Origin of the sequence: Sphingomonas sp. CCH21-G11 (assembly GCF_001555965.1) — a bacterium.
Classification (GTDB): Bacteria; Pseudomonadota; Alphaproteobacteria; order Sphingomonadales; family Sphingomonadaceae; genus Sphingomonas.
Genome location: NZ_LSHX01000024.1, coordinates 60112 through 73674, shown reverse-complemented (window position 1 = coordinate 73674; position 13563 = coordinate 60112). Strand labels below are relative to the sequence as shown.

Genomic DNA, 13563 nt, shown 5'->3' with positions numbered 1-13563 from the left:
CCGGCCGCATCCGTCGCGGTGACGGGGCGGCCGGTCGCCGGCCTCGTCCTGATCGGCGCATGGTCAGCGCGGGTTCAGGCGTGGGGCGGCAGTCCCGTTTCCTGCCCATGACCTTCCCCGTAGCGCCCCGGTTGTCGATCCTGTTGCTCGCCATGCTGGTCGCTGCGCCGGTATCGGTACCGGGCGCGCTTGCACAGCTTGCCCCGCGTGCGACGCCCAATGCCGATCGGCTGGCCGACCAGATGCGCGTGCTCGCCCGCAATCCCGACGATCTCGATGCGCTGGCGGAGGCCGGCGAATTGAGCGTGTTGCTCGGCGATCCGGCCGCGGCGCTCGGCTTCTTCAGCCGCGGCGATGCGATCGCACCGGGTAATGCGCGGCTGATCGCGGGACGCGCGGCGGCGCTGACCGCGCTCGAACGACCCGGTGAGGCGCTGCGGCTGTTCCAGGCGGCGGAGCGCGCGGGATACCCGTTGGCGCGCATGGCCGCGCAACGCGGGCTCGCCTATGACCTGTTGGGCTATCCCGCGCTGGCGCAGCGCGATTATCGCCTGGCATTGCGCGAGCGCGCCGATCCGGAGGTCACGCGCCGCCTGGCGCTGTCGCTGGGGATCAGCGGGGACGTGGCGGAATCCGCGCGCCTGCTCGATCCCCTGCTGCGCCAGAACGATCGCGCCGCATGGCGGGCGCGTGCGTTCGTGCTCGCCATCAACGGTGACGTTGCCCAGGCCGAGCGGATCGCCGCCGGGTTGCTGCCCGGTTTCGGCCCCAGCATGTCACCCTTCTTTGGCAGGCTGGCGTCGCTCGACGCGAGCGGGCGCGCGTTCGCGGTGCATTTCGGCGAGCTGACCGCGTCACCGGCACGGCTGGCCGATGCGGCGATGGCGCCGCCCATTCCCGGCATCGAGCCTGCCGATACACGACGCGCCGCGCGCGAAACCGGAACCGAAGTGGCGGAGGCGCGCAGCCGGCGGCCGCGCGCTGTCGATCCGCGCCGCACCCGGCGCGATGCGGGTGCCGTGCCCGAGGAGGCGGCGCCGGAGCTGCCCACCCGGCCGCGGGCATCCTCGGCGCTGACTGCCGCCGCGCCGTCGGCCAAGGGCTCGATTGCGGGGACGCTGCAGCGGCGTGGCAGCGCGACCGTCGCGCGTGCGCCCGTGCCTGCGCGGGTGGCCCCGCCCTTTACCGTGCGCGTCGGCACCCCTGCGCCGAATGAGGCGACTTCCGTGCCGGCTGCCGCGCCGGCGCAGGTCGCCGTGGCCCAGGTCGCCACGGATGTGCCGCCTGCACCCGCAGCTGTGCTTGCACCGGTCGAGATCGCATCGCGCCCGCTTGCGGCGGTTGCGGCACCGGTGCCGGCGGCGCGCGACGCCGCGCCACCGCCACCGCCACCGCCACCGCCTGCGACGGCTGCGGGTGCGGCGGCCATTTCGGCGGACAACCGCGCAATTCTGGGTGCGATCGTCCAGCGCCTGACCGACGGTGCGGCAACCGCGACGACGGTCGCTGATCCATCACCCGCAGCCCCAAAGGCATCGGGTCCCACGGCCGCGTCGCGTCCCGCCATCGCGCGACCCCGAACCCCGCCGGTCAAACCCGCGCCGGCAAAGCCGGATCCCGCCAAGCTGGAACCGGCGCGTCATTGGGTCCAGGTTGCGGGCGGCGCGAACAAGAGCGACCTGCCCAAGGTGTGGGAGAAGCTGGCGAAAACGGCGCCCGATCTGTTCAAGGGCAAGCAGGGCTGGACAACGCCGCTGCGCGCGACCAATCGGTTGCTGGCGGGGCCGTTCCGCACCGCGAGCGAGGCGCAGGCATTCGTGAACCAGTTGGGCAAATCCGGCCTGTCGGCCTTTGCGTGGCAAAGCGAGGCGGGGCAGAAGATCGAGCGCCTGCGCGCGCGATGAGCGTATGCGCGCCCTGGGCATCGGACCCGGCGCGCAGCAGAGGACGGCTCCACCCGGAACAAAAGGGGGGCGAGCGCGGACCGCGCGACGATTTCCAGCGCGATCGCGATCGGATCATCCATTCGATCAGCTTCCGCCGCCTGCGCCACAAGACCCAGGTGTTCATGGCGCCCGATGGCGATCATTTCCGCGTGCGGCTGACCCACAGCCTGGAAGTGGCGCAGATCGGGCGGACCATCGCCCGCGCGCTCGGCCTCAACGAGGACCTCACCGAAGCCCTTTGCCTCGCGCACGACATCGGCCACCCGCCGTTCGGCCATGCCGGAGAGGATGCACTGCGCGAGGCACTGGCCGCGCATGGCGGGTTCGATCACAACGGCCAGACGCTGCGCGCGCTGACGCATATCGACAGCCCCTATCCGCGCTGGCGCGGGCTCAACCTCAGCTGGGAGACGCTGGAGGGGCTGGCCAAGCACAACGGGCCGGTGGCCGATCCGCAATGGGCGCTGCGCGCAGCCGACGCCGCGTTTCCCCTTGATCTCGACCACTGGCCGTCGCTGGAGGCGCAGGTCGCCGCGATCGCTGACGACATCGCCTATGACAATCACGACATCGACGATGGCCTGCGCGCCGGGCTGCTGGGGTTCGACCAGATCCTGGCCGTCCCGGTCATCGCGCGCGGCTGGGACCGGGTCCGCGCGCAGTTCCGCGACTATCCGTCCGCGCTGCTCGTCGGCGAGCTGATCCGCAGCCAGATCGGTGCGATGGTCAACGACGTGATCGCCGAAACCAGGGCGCGCGTCGCCGCCGCGGGCGTGGCGGGCGTCGAGGATGTCCGCGCGGCGGGCGGCTGCCTCGCCGGATTTTCAGACGCGATGCGCCAGGACGAGCGCGAGCTCAAACGCTTCATGTACGCCAATCTCTATCATCATCCGGCCCAGCTCGACGCAGCAGCGGCGGCGCGGCGCATCATCGCCGGGCTGTTCGCGGCCTATGATGCCAACCCCGCACGCATGGCGCCGGGCTGGGCCGATCGGTTGCCGGCGGAGGAACCGCAGCGCAGCCGCCACATCGCCGATTTCATCAGCGGCATGACCGATCGCTACGCCGTCGCGCGCTATCGCGAACTGGTCGGCCCGGTCGATCTGCCCGACGGGTTCTGAGCCGCAAAGGTCCGCGACAAATCCGGCGCGGCGCTGACACAGTTTTGCGACAGCTGTGCCTTAGCTTGCCCCCGATCGGCAGCGAATGGAGAAACGGCACGTGACCGAGGCAGCAGTCGCACTCAACCGTTTCGGGCTGGGTGGCACCGCGGGACAGGCCGCGCCGGCGCGCCCGCGCGCGTGGCTGATCGAGCAATTCGCCCGTTATGCGCCGCGTCCCGCGCCGATCGCGGCGTTGCCCGCGACCACCGAAATCGCGACCGACATCGCCGATTATCTGGCCGAGCTGCGCGGGCTGCGCCGCGAGATGCGCGCGGGCGGCAGCGAAGCGGGTGCGCCGATGATGCCGGACCCCGCACGGCCCGGTGCGGCATTGGCCGAGCGCCCCAACGCGCTGCGAGCGATCCAGCAATTCGGCCAGCGCCAGCGCCGCGAGTTCTACGCAGGTGCCGCCACCGCGCGCATGACGGTCGCGGTTGAGAGCCAGACGCCCTTTGTCGAGCGGCTGGTGCATTTCTGGGCCAATCACTTTGCCGTGTCCGCCGACAAGCAGGTGGTGGTGGGGCTGGCCGGGCAGCTCGAATTCGACGCGATCCGTCCGCATGTGCTGGGCAAGTTCGCCGATATGCTGAACGCGGTTGAGCGGCATCCGGCGATGCTGCTTTATCTCGACCAGGCCCAGTCGATCGGGCCGGACAGCCCGCTGGGCAGCCGGATCCGCGCGCGGGCCAATCGTCCGGTCGGGCTGAACGAGAATCTGGCGCGCGAAATCCTCGAGCTGCATACGCTCGGCGTCGATGGCGGCTATGACCAGCGGGACGTGACCGAGTTCGCCCGCGCTTTGACCGGCTGGACGGTGGCAGGGCTGGCGCGCGGCGCGGCGGCGGCGCGCTTCCTCCGCCAAGCGGGTCCGCCGGGAAGTTTTCAGTACGTTGACACCATCCATCAGCCGGGCGACCGCACCATCCTGGGCCGGCGCTATGCGGCGGGGGGAGAGGGTCAGGCGGCAGCCGTGCTGCGCGACCTTGCCACCCATCCGCGCACCGCACGTCATATCGCCACCAAGCTCGCCCGCCACTTTTGCGCCGACGATCCGCCGCCCGCTCTGGTCGCGCGGCTGGAACGGGCATTCCTGGAGTCGGGCGGCGACCTGCCGAGCGTCTACCGCGCGCTCGTCGAAGCACCCGAGCCCTGGGTACCAAGCGCGACGAAGTTCCGCACGCCATGGGACTGGTCGGTGGCCGCCGCGCGCGCGATCGGCGGGCACCCGCCAATCCGCTCGCCACCGCCAACCTGCTGAACCAGCTTGGCCAGCCGATCTGGCGACCGGGCTCGCCGGCCGGGTTCGACGATGTCGCGGCGAGCTGGGCGGGGCCGGACGCGCTGATGCGTCGGGTGGAGGCCGCGCAGGCGTTCGCCGCCCGGATGCGCGGCGAGGGCGATGCCCGCGCGCTCGCGGCCGCGCTGTTTCCCGGCAGCCTGAGCGCGTCGACCGGAAGCGCCATCGCGCGCGCCGAAAGCCCCGCCCAGGCGATCGCGTTGCTGCTGGTTTCGCCCGAGTTCCTGAGGAGATAGCGTGATGATCGATCGTCGTTCCATGATGCTGGCCGGGGGCATGGCCGCCGGCGCGGTGATCGTTGCGCCGCGCATGGCGCTCGCCGCCGCGGCGACCGACCGCCGCTTCGTCTTCATCATCCAGCGCGGGGCGGCGGATGGCCTGCACATCGCCGCACCGGTCGGCGATCCGGCCTTCGCCAGCGCACGCGGCGTGCTGGCCGAGGATTTTGCGAGCGCGCCGAAGCTGGACGGCATGTTCCGGCTGCATCCGGCGCTGTCCGGCCTGCACGCGCTCTATACGGGCGGCGAGGCACTGGTCGCGCACGCGGTCGCCTCGCCGTATCGCGATCGGTCGCATTTCGATGGCCAGAACATCCTCGAAACCGGCGGCACCGCTGCCTATGCGCGCAAGGACGGCTGGATGAACCGGCTCCTGACGCTCTTACCCGACGGCCAGCGCCAGGCGATCGCGATTGCCGCGACCGTGCCGATGGCGCTGCGCGGACCGGCGGAAGTCGCGAGCTATGCGCCGTCGCAATTGCCCGATGCGTCGGATGATCTGCTGGCGCGCGTCGCGATGCTCTATGCCAATGACGCGCAGCTGCACGGCCTGTGGGAACAGGCGACCGCCACGCGGGCGATCACCGGCGACATGGCCGCGGACAATGGCCGCAACGCTGCCGCGACCGGCGCGCTGGCCGCCAAGCTGCTCGCCGCCGACAATGGCGCGCGGATCGCGATGATCGAAACCGGCGGCTGGGACACGCATGCCCAGCAGCGCGGGCGGATGGCGGCGCAGCTGCGCGGGCTGGACGCCATGATCGGCGCATTGAAAGACGGGCTGGGGGCGCATTGGGCGAACACGCTGGTCCTCGTCGCGACCGAGTTCGGCCGCACTGTTGCGCTCAACGGCACCCAGGGCACCGACCATGGCACCGCGTCGGCTGCCTTGCTGGCCGGCGGTGCGGTGAAAGGTGGCCGCGTCATCACCGATTGGCCGGGGCTTGGCGCGCCCGCACTGCTCGACGGGCGCGACCTGCGCCCGACACTGGCGCTCGACGCGCTGATTGCCGGGGCGGTGAGCGCGCATTTTGCGATCGACCCCGCCCGCTCGCTGGCGACGATGTTCCCGGATTCGCGCGGTGTCCGGCCGGTAGAGGGTCTGATCCGCGCCTGACGCAGCTATTGTTGTTGCGGCGCAACGCAAGTTGCTTTGACGCTCGTCGGGCCGTCCGATAGGTGCGGTGCCACCATGGCCCAGGTTCCGACTCTCGACCCCGCCGCGCCGGCGGTCCGCCGCACGGGCCTGGTCCAGGCCATCTCGGCCTATCTGCTGTGGGGCTTTCTGCCGCTTTATTTCCTGCTTCTCAAGGCAGTGGGACCGGGCGAGATCGTCGCGCATCGCATCCTGTTTTCGGTCGTCGCGCTGCTGATGGTCGTCGCAATTGCCCGGCGCTGGCGGCAGCTGCGCGCCGCGATCGTCAATCCGCGCGTGATGGGCCTGCTCACGCTCAGCGCCGCCTTCATCTCGATCAACTGGCTGACCTATATCTGGTCGGTCCAGAACGGGCACGTGCTGGCCAGCAGCCTGGGCTATTATCTCAATCCGCTGGTCAATGTCGTGCTGGGCATGATCGCGTTCGGCGAGCGGCTGAACCGCGCGCAGACGATTGCGGTCGTGCTGGCGACGGCCGGCGTCGCCATCCTGGCGGCCGGTGCCGGCACCGCACTGTGGATCAGCCTGACGCTCGCACTGGCGTTCGGCTTCTACGGCATGGTGCGCAAGATTGCGCCGGTCGATGCGCTGGAAGGCCTGTTGGTGGAAACGCTGATCCTGGCGCCGATCGCGCTCGGCTATCTGATCTGGCTGGCCCAGTCGGGTGCGCTGGCGATCGGGCGGGACGCGGGTGAAAGCGCACTGATGATCGGATCGGGCATCGTCACGGCGGTGCCGCTGCTGCTGTTCGCCGCCGCGACCAAGCGGCTGCCCTATTCGACGGTCGGGCTGCTGCAGTATATCGGCCCGACGATCCAGTTCGTGCTGGCCGTCACCTTGCTGGGCGAAACGCTGACCGCCGACTATATCCTGTGCTTCGCGCTGATCTGGACCGGGCTGTTCGTCTATGCCGGCAGCGGGGTCATGGGGTCGCTGCGCCTGCGACGCGAGCGCGCGGCCGCCGCGCGCGCCTGAACCCCGCTCCGACCGCGAACGGGCTTCAACCCGGCGCGCCGATCCGGTAAGCGGACCCACTTCCCGAACATGGAACCACCGATGACGCTCTATACCCGCTTTGCCGCGCATCTTGACGCGGCGCTCGACGCCCTGGTTGCCGCCGGTCAGCTGCCCGCCGGGCTCGACCGCCGCAACGTGACGGTCGAGCCGCCGCGCGACGCCACGCATGGCGATCTCGCGACCAATGCCGCGATGGTGCTGGCGAAGCCCGCCGGCACCAATCCGCGTGCGCTGGCCGAGCTGATCGTCGCGCGGCTGGCGGTGCTGGACGAAGTCGCGAGCGTGTCGATCGCCGGCCCCGGCTTCATCAACCTGACGCTGACCGACGATACCTGGCGGGGCGAACTGGCCGCGATCCACGCGGCGGGCGGCGACTATGGCCGCTCGACGATGGGTGCGGGCACGACGGTCAACATCGAATATGTCTCCGCCAACCCGACCGGCCCGATGCACATGGGGCATTGCCGGGGGGCGGTGGTCGGCGACGCGCTCGCCAGCCTGCTCGAATTTGCCGGGCACAGGGTGATCCGGGAATATTATGTCAACGATGCGGGCGGTCAGGTCGACGTGCTCGCCCGCTCGGCGCATCTGCGCTACCGCGAGGCGCTGGGCGAGGATATCGGCACCATTCCCGAGGGGCTGTACCCCGGCGACTATCTGAAGCCGGTCGGCGCGCATCTGGCGGCCGAGCATGGCACCGCCTTTGTCGACCGGCCCGAGCGCGAATGGCTGGCGCTGTTCCGCAAGGAAGCGGTCGCGGCGATGCTGGAGATGATCCGTGCCGACCTGGCGCTGCTCGGTATCCATCACGACCTGTTCGCGTCGGAAGCCGAGGTGCAGGCGGCCGGCAAGCCCGAAGCGGCGGAAGCATGGTTGCGCGAACGCGACCTCGTCTATGACGGTGTCCTGGAAGCCCCCAAGGGCGAGACGCCCGAGGACTGGGAGCCGGTCGAGCTGCCGCTGTTCCGGTCGACCCGGTTCGGCGACGATCAGGACCGGCCGATCCGCAAGTCGAACGGGCAGTGGACCTATTTCGGTGCCGACCTCGCCTATCATTTCCAGAAGAGCCAGTCGGCGGATCAGTTGATCGACATCTGGGGTGCGGACCATGCCGGCACGGTCAAGCGTATCCAGGCCGCCGTCGCCGCGCTGACCGAGGGCAAGACGCGCTTCGACGTCAAGCTGGTGCAGATGGTCCGGCTGCTGCGCGGCGGCGAGCCGGTCAAGATGTCGAAGCGCGCCGGCAATTTCGTCACGCTGGCCGATGTCGTGAACGAGGTCGGCAAGGACGTGGTGCGCTTCACGATGCTGACCCGCAAGTCGGACGCCCAGATGGACTTCGACTTCGCCAAGGTGGTCGAGGCGTCGAAGGACAATCCGGTCTTCTACGTCCAGTACGCGCACGCCCGCGTCCATTCGCTGCACCGGCGTGCGGCGGAGGCGGGGATCGCGTGCGGTGACGCCGACCTGTCCCGGCTTGATACGGACGAGCTCGGGCTGGTGAAGCGCGCCGCGCAGTTCCCGCGCGTGGTGGAAGGCGCGGCGCTGGCCCGCGAGCCCCACCGGATCGCCTTCTATCTCTACGATCTGGCGGCCGAGTTCCATGCGCTGTGGAACCGCGGCAACGACGATCCCGATCGGCGCTTTCTGATCCAAAATGACGCAGTGATGACGTGCGCGCGGCTTTTCCTGGCCGACGCGATCGGGCAAGTCATCAAGAACGGCCTTGCCATCATGGGGGTGAAGGCGGTCGAGGAGATGAGTGGATGACCGACCAGACGATCGAGGAGGCCGAGGACAGACTGCCCTGGCTCGAATCGGTCGAGGAAGGTGAGCCGCCGCGCGCGCCCGTCTGGCGGCTGGCGCTGATCATCGTCGCGATCGCCGCGTTGGTCGCCGCGATCGTCTATGCCGGCATGGCGCTGCAGCGCCAGCGCACCACCGACGGCGGCGGCGCGCTGATCCAGGCGGAAAAGGGCGATTACAAGGTCAAGCCCGACGATCCGGGCGGCATGAAGGTCGACGGCGACGGCGACACGGTGTTCGCAACCAGCGCGGGCGATGCCGCCAATGGGTCGGTCAATCTGGGCGCGGTCCCCGAAGCCCCGGTCGCGGGTCGCCCCGCGCCCAAGGCAGGCCCGACCCCCGGTGCCACCCCGACGGCGCGTGTCGTGACTGAGGTGCCGCGGACCGCCGGAAGCCTGTCCCCCAAGTCGTTGCCGGCGCCGGCGCTGCGCAGCGTGCCGATGTCGGGCGGCGGGTCGGTCGTCCAGCTCGGCTCCTTCCCCAGCGAGGCGACCGCCAACGCGGCGTGGCAATCCCTGTCGGCGCGCTTCGGCTATCTCGCGCCGCTCGGCAAGTCGGTGCAGCAGGCCGAGGTGAAGGGGCGCACCGTCTATCGCCTGCGCGTCAACGCAGGCAGCGCCACGCAGGCGGGCGAGATCTGCGCCAAGCTCAAGGTTGCTGGCGAACCCTGCTTCATTCCGGGCTGAGCAATCCCGACCGCCCCGTCACGCGATGCGTGATCCCAGTGTCAGACCGGTCGGTCGTCACAGGCGGTGTGCGGGTCAGGAGCGTCGCGCATGGATGCCGGATCAAGTCCGGCATGACGGGCGGCGGGAATAATGCGCTGCGTCCTTGGTCACCTAGAGCATGATGACGTTAGATTGACGCGCGCTCCAACGACTTTCCCGTCACCCCCGACTTGATCCAGGGTCCGGACGCGCCGGCGCATGGCGGAGTGCTGTGCTGCGGGCGGATCGGTGCCCGTGGAGCCTGGACGGCAAAACCTTACCCGCCGACCTCGTCATCGCCGCGATAGCGGATCTGCAGATAGCGTTCGCGCGTCGCGAGCTGGTCGAGCTGGCCTTCGGCGAGCTGTGCGGTCATCTGGGCGATCTCGGTATCGATCAGCCTGAGCCCCTCGACCAGCTGATCATTGGGGGTGCGGCCGTGGCGTTCGACGGTGCGCAGCGGCTGCGGAACCTGGGCATAGCCCTTGATCAGCTCGGGCAGCTGCTCGCCGACCAGCTTGCGCACCTCCGCTGCCGCCGGGGTGGCCTCGTCGAGCGTGACAAGCTGGGGGGCCAGCGTTTCCAACTTCAGCCCGATCTGATCGATCAGCGGCACCGCAGGGGCGGGCAGGGCGAGCCGCTGGGTCTCCAGCCATTGCTCGGTCTGCAGCGGCAGTGCCTTCAACGGCACCTGCGCCAGCTTCTCGGGCGAGGGCGGGACGACGACCGGGAAGATCGCGAAGAACAAAGTCACGGCGATCAGCAGCGCCATCACCGCCAGCGCACCGCCCAGCCCGAGCGGCACGAACCAGCCGACCGCGACGGCCGCGATCAGGATCGCGATATCGGCCGCCGCGATCCGGCCCAGCCGGCGCAGGATCTCGCCCTCGCGGCGTCGCCGCGCGCGGCCGCGGGCGTCGCGATACCGGCCGCGGGTACGGTCGAGATACTCGCTCGATCGGGCAATCTGGCGGTCGACGTCGGTCATGTCGGGGTTCATCTCCGGATCAAACCGCCTCGAGCTTGAAGGTTTCGCCGCCGCTGCCCGAATTCTGCGCCGCGCCCTCGGCGCGGGCGATATAGCCCTTCGACTTTTCGACTTCGTTCGACAGCGTGTTGACCGTGGTCTTCATGCTGTCGAGCGCCTTCAGCTTGAAGGTGTCGATCGCGTCCATCGTGTCATAGATGTTCTGGAACGCGCGCTGCAGCGTTTCGACCGGCAGGGTCGATGCGGCGGCTTGTTCATGGATCGTCGCGGTCTGGCTTTTCAGCAGCTTGCCGGTCGAATCGATGATGTTGGCGGTGGTGGTGTTGAGCTGGGTGATCTGTTCGAGCACCAGCTTCTGGTTGGTCATCGCCTGTGCGACCGTGACGGCGGTGCGCAGGGCCGCGACCGTCGTCGTGCTGGCGCGGTCGACGCCCTTGACCAGTTCGACATTGTTCTTCTTGACCAGATCGAGCGCCAGATAGCCCTGCACCGTCACCGCCATCTGGGTCAGCAGGTCCTGGGTCCGCTGGCGGACATAGAAGAGCGCCGTTTCGCGGACCGCCTTGGCCTTGGCTGGATCGCTGTGATCCAGTTCGTTGGCGCGATCCTCCAGCTTCTGGTCCATCGTCTTGGAGATGTGGATCATCTGCTCGAGGCGACCCATTGCCGCCCACAGATTCTGCCGCTCGACGTCGATCGCGGCATTGTCCATCAGCAGCTCGTCCTTGCCCGACTGGAGCGATTTCAGGATCGAGGCGATGTGCGTCTGGGCGGATTTGTAGCTGTCGAAATAATTGCGCAGCTTGTTGCCGAACGGGATGATGCCGAACAATCGCTGCGGCGCGGTCAGGTCGCCCTTGCGGCCGGGGTCCAGGTCTTCGATCGTCCGGCGCAGCTCGGCGAGGTCGGATCCGACGCCGGTTTCCTGGTCCATGGCGCGGACCGGGCGGTCGAGGAAGCGGTTGGACTGGCCGGCGGCGTCGCGGATTTCCTTTTGCCCCATCGCCGCGATCGCATCGACGCGCTTGCCGAATTCGGGCGAGTTGACGTCCTGGGCCAGCAGGTCGTCGATGAAGCTGTCCACGCGGGTTTCCAGCTCGGACTTCTTGGCTTCGTCGACCGGCACCAGCCCCGCGGCCTTTTCCGGCGCGACCGTGGGCACCGGGGCGGGCGGGGTCAGCGTCAATGTCGCTTCCTCGGTCGCGGTCTGCGTGGCCATTCGTCCCTCCAAAACCCTGTGTCGCGTGGACATTGACCGGGATTTGGTGGCGCTTCAAGTGTATTGCAAGACTAATACGCCATGACGTGCGACCGCTCCCCTTTCGCTGTCGCACAAAATCCGCTAAGCGCGCGCACGCACCACCTCCGCACATCGGGAACTGAAATGAATCTCCGCAACGTGGCGATCATCGCCCACGTCGATCATGGCAAGACCACGCTCGTCGACCAGCTTTTCCGCCAGTCCGGCACCTTCCGCGACAATCAGCGGGTCGAGGAGCGGGCGATGGACTCGAACGACCTCGAAAAGGAACGCGGGATCACGATCCTGGCCAAGTGCACCTCGGTCGATTGGCAGGGCACGCGGATCAACATCGTCGACACCCCCGGCCACGCCGATTTCGGCGGCGAGGTGGAACGCATCCTGAGCATGGTCGACGGCGTCATCCTGCTGGTCGATTCATCCGAAGGCGCGATGCCGCAGACCAAGTTCGTGACCGGCAAGGCGCTGGCGCTGGGGCTCAGGCCCATCGTCGTCGTGAACAAGGTCGACCGTCCCGACGAGCGGATCCAGGAAGTGCTGGACGAAGTGTTCGACCTGTTCGTCAGCCTGGAGGCAAGCGACGAGCAGCTCGATTTCCCGGTGCTCTACGCGTCGGGCCGCAACGGCTATGCCAACGAGGACCCGAGCCTGCGCGAGGGCACGCTGGCGCCGCTGTTCAACAAGATCGTCGATCACGTCCCGCCGCCGTCGGCCGACCCCGACGGCCCGTTCAAGTTCCTGGTGACGTTGCTCGACCGCGACAATTTCCTCGGCCGCATCCTGACCGGCCTCGTCTTTTCGGGCTCGATCAAGACCAACATGCCGATCCACGCGCTCGATGCCGACGGCAACGTGGTCGAGACCGGCCGCGCGTCGAAGCTGATGACCTTTCGCGGGCTGGAGCGCGTGCCGACCGACGAGGCGCAGGCCGGCGACATCATCAGCCTGGCCGGGCTGACCACCGCGACGGTCGCCAACACCATCTGTGACCCCAGCGTCACCGAACCGCTGCAGGCGCAGCCGATCGATCCGCCGACGCTGTCGATGCGCTTCGCGGTCAACGATTCGCCGATGGCGGGGCGCGAGGGCACCAAGGTCACCTCGCGCATGATCCGCGACCGCCTGTTTCGCGAGGCCGAATCCAACGTGGCGATCAAGGTGACCGAGTCGGCCGACCGCGACAGCTTCGAAGTCGCCGGGCGCGGCGAGCTCCAGCTCGGCGTGCTGATCGAGACGATGCGCCGCGAAGGCTTCGAGCTCGGCATCAGCCGCCCGCGCGTGCTGTTCGGCACCGACGAGGCCGGCAACCGGACCGAACCCTATGAAACCGTCGTCATCGACGTGGACGAGGAATATTCGGGCACGGTCGTCGAGAAGATGAACCTGCGCAAGGCCGAGATGACCGACATGCGCCCGTCGGGCGGCGGCAAGATCCGCATCACCTTCTCCGCGCCCAGCCGCGGCCTGATCGGCTATCATGGCGAGTTCCTGTCCGACACGCGCGGCACCGGCATCATGAACCGGCTGTTCGAGAAATACGGGCCGCACAAGGGCAATATCGAAGGCCGCAAGAACGGCGTGCTCATCTCCAACGGCGCGGGCGAGGCCCAGGCCTATGCGCTAGGGCCCCTGGAAGAGCGCGGCATCCTGTTCGTCGGGCATGGCGAGGCGCTGTACGAGGGCATGATCATCGGCGAGAACGCCAAGACGGATGACCTGGAGGTCAACCCGATGAAGGCGAAGCAGCTGACCAACTTCCGCGCGAGCGGCGGCAAGGACGATGCGATCCGGCTGACCCCGCCCAAGAAGATGACGCTCGAACAGGCGATCGCCTATATCGACGACGACGAGCTGGTCGAAGTGACGCCCAAGTCGATCCGGCTGCGCAAGCTCCACCTCGATCCGCACGAGCGCAAGCGCGCCAGCCGCGCCAAGGCGGCCTGA

Annotated in this window: 9 protein-coding genes and 1 pseudogene; 8 read left to right on the top strand and 2 right to left on the bottom strand. The window is 68.8% G+C overall.

From position 1 onward, the window contains the following. Window positions 1-131 precede the first annotated feature (131 nt). From AX676_RS05420 to AX676_RS05390, 7 genes and pseudogenes are all read left to right on the top strand, one after another. A complete protein-coding gene (locus AX676_RS05420; protein ID WP_066544167.1) occupies window positions 132-1904 on the top strand; it encodes an SPOR domain-containing protein in 1773 nt (590 codons plus the stop codon). Then, complete coding sequence (locus tag AX676_RS05415) at window positions 1901-3067, top strand: deoxyguanosinetriphosphate triphosphohydrolase (protein WP_066480392.1); 1167 nt, start codon at window positions 1901-1903, stop codon at window positions 3065-3067. The genes AX676_RS05420 and AX676_RS05415 overlap by 4 nt, the downstream gene beginning before the upstream one ends. A gap of 85 nt (window positions 3068-3152) precedes the next feature. Continuing rightward, window positions 3153-4642, top strand: a pseudogene (locus tag AX676_RS05410) (DUF1800 domain-containing protein). Window positions 4643-4646: 4 nt separating this feature from the next. Then, window positions 4647-5801 carry a DUF1501 domain-containing protein gene (locus AX676_RS05405; RefSeq protein WP_066480394.1) on the top strand — a complete coding sequence of 385 codons (1155 nt, stop codon included), beginning with the start codon at window positions 4647-4649 and terminating at the stop codon, window positions 5799-5801. 75 nt (window positions 5802-5876) lie between these two features. Beyond that, entirely contained in the window at window positions 5877-6815 is a 939-nt protein-coding gene (rarD, locus tag AX676_RS05400; RefSeq protein WP_066480395.1) for an EamA family transporter RarD, read from the top strand. An 81-nt stretch (window positions 6816-6896) separates the two neighbouring features. Continuing rightward, on the top strand, window positions 6897-8627 hold the full coding sequence (gene argS / locus AX676_RS05395) for an arginine--tRNA ligase (RefSeq protein WP_066480603.1): 1731 nt from the start codon (window positions 6897-6899) through the stop codon (window positions 8625-8627). After that, the gene (locus tag AX676_RS05390; RefSeq protein ID WP_066480397.1) at window positions 8624-9349 is read left to right on the top strand and encodes an SPOR domain-containing protein; all 726 of its coding nucleotides are present in this window, start codon (window positions 8624-8626) and stop codon (window positions 9347-9349) included. Before argS ends, AX676_RS05390 begins: the two co-directional genes overlap by 4 nt. A gap of 298 nt (window positions 9350-9647) precedes the next feature. Here AX676_RS05390 and AX676_RS05385 read toward each other — a convergent pair whose 3' ends face one another. After that, window positions 9648-10358 (bottom strand): hypothetical protein, encoded by a 711-nt coding sequence (locus AX676_RS05385; protein WP_066480605.1) that lies wholly within the window; start codon window positions 10356-10358, stop codon window positions 9648-9650. A 19-nt stretch (window positions 10359-10377) separates the two neighbouring features. Continuing rightward, on the bottom strand, window positions 10378-11577 hold the full coding sequence (locus AX676_RS05380; protein WP_066480398.1) for a toxic anion resistance protein: 1200 nt from the start codon (window positions 11575-11577) through the stop codon (window positions 10378-10380). A gap of 165 nt (window positions 11578-11742) precedes the next feature. Between AX676_RS05380 and typA the strand changes: the two genes are divergently transcribed. Next, window positions 11743-13563, top strand: coding sequence for a translational GTPase TypA (gene typA, locus AX676_RS05375; RefSeq protein ID WP_066480399.1), 1821 nt, complete (start codon window positions 11743-11745; stop codon window positions 13561-13563).

Bases quoted from the DNA above. Each gene is read 5' to 3' on its own strand.
- rarD (WP_066480395.1), top strand. From the start codon at position 5,877: ATGGCCCAGGTTCCGACTCTCGACCCCGCCGCGCCGGCGGTCCGCCGC.
- AX676_RS05415 (WP_066480392.1), top strand. From the start codon at position 1,901: ATGAGCGTATGCGCGCCCTGGGCATCGGACCCGGCGCGCAGCAGAGGA.
- typA (WP_066480399.1), top strand. From the start codon at position 11,743: ATGAATCTCCGCAACGTGGCGATCATCGCCCACGTCGATCATGGCAAG.
- AX676_RS05390 (WP_066480397.1), top strand. From the start codon at position 8,624: ATGACCGACCAGACGATCGAGGAGGCCGAGGACAGACTGCCCTGGCTC.
- AX676_RS05380 (WP_066480398.1), bottom strand. From the start codon at position 11,577: ATGGCCACGCAGACCGCGACCGAGGAAGCGACATTGACGCTGACCCCG.
- AX676_RS05405 (WP_066480394.1), top strand. From the start codon at position 4,647: ATGATCGATCGTCGTTCCATGATGCTGGCCGGGGGCATGGCCGCCGGC.
- argS (WP_066480603.1), top strand. From the start codon at position 6,897: ATGACGCTCTATACCCGCTTTGCCGCGCATCTTGACGCGGCGCTCGAC.
- AX676_RS05385 (WP_066480605.1), bottom strand. From the start codon at position 10,358: ATGACCGACGTCGACCGCCAGATTGCCCGATCGAGCGAGTATCTCGAC.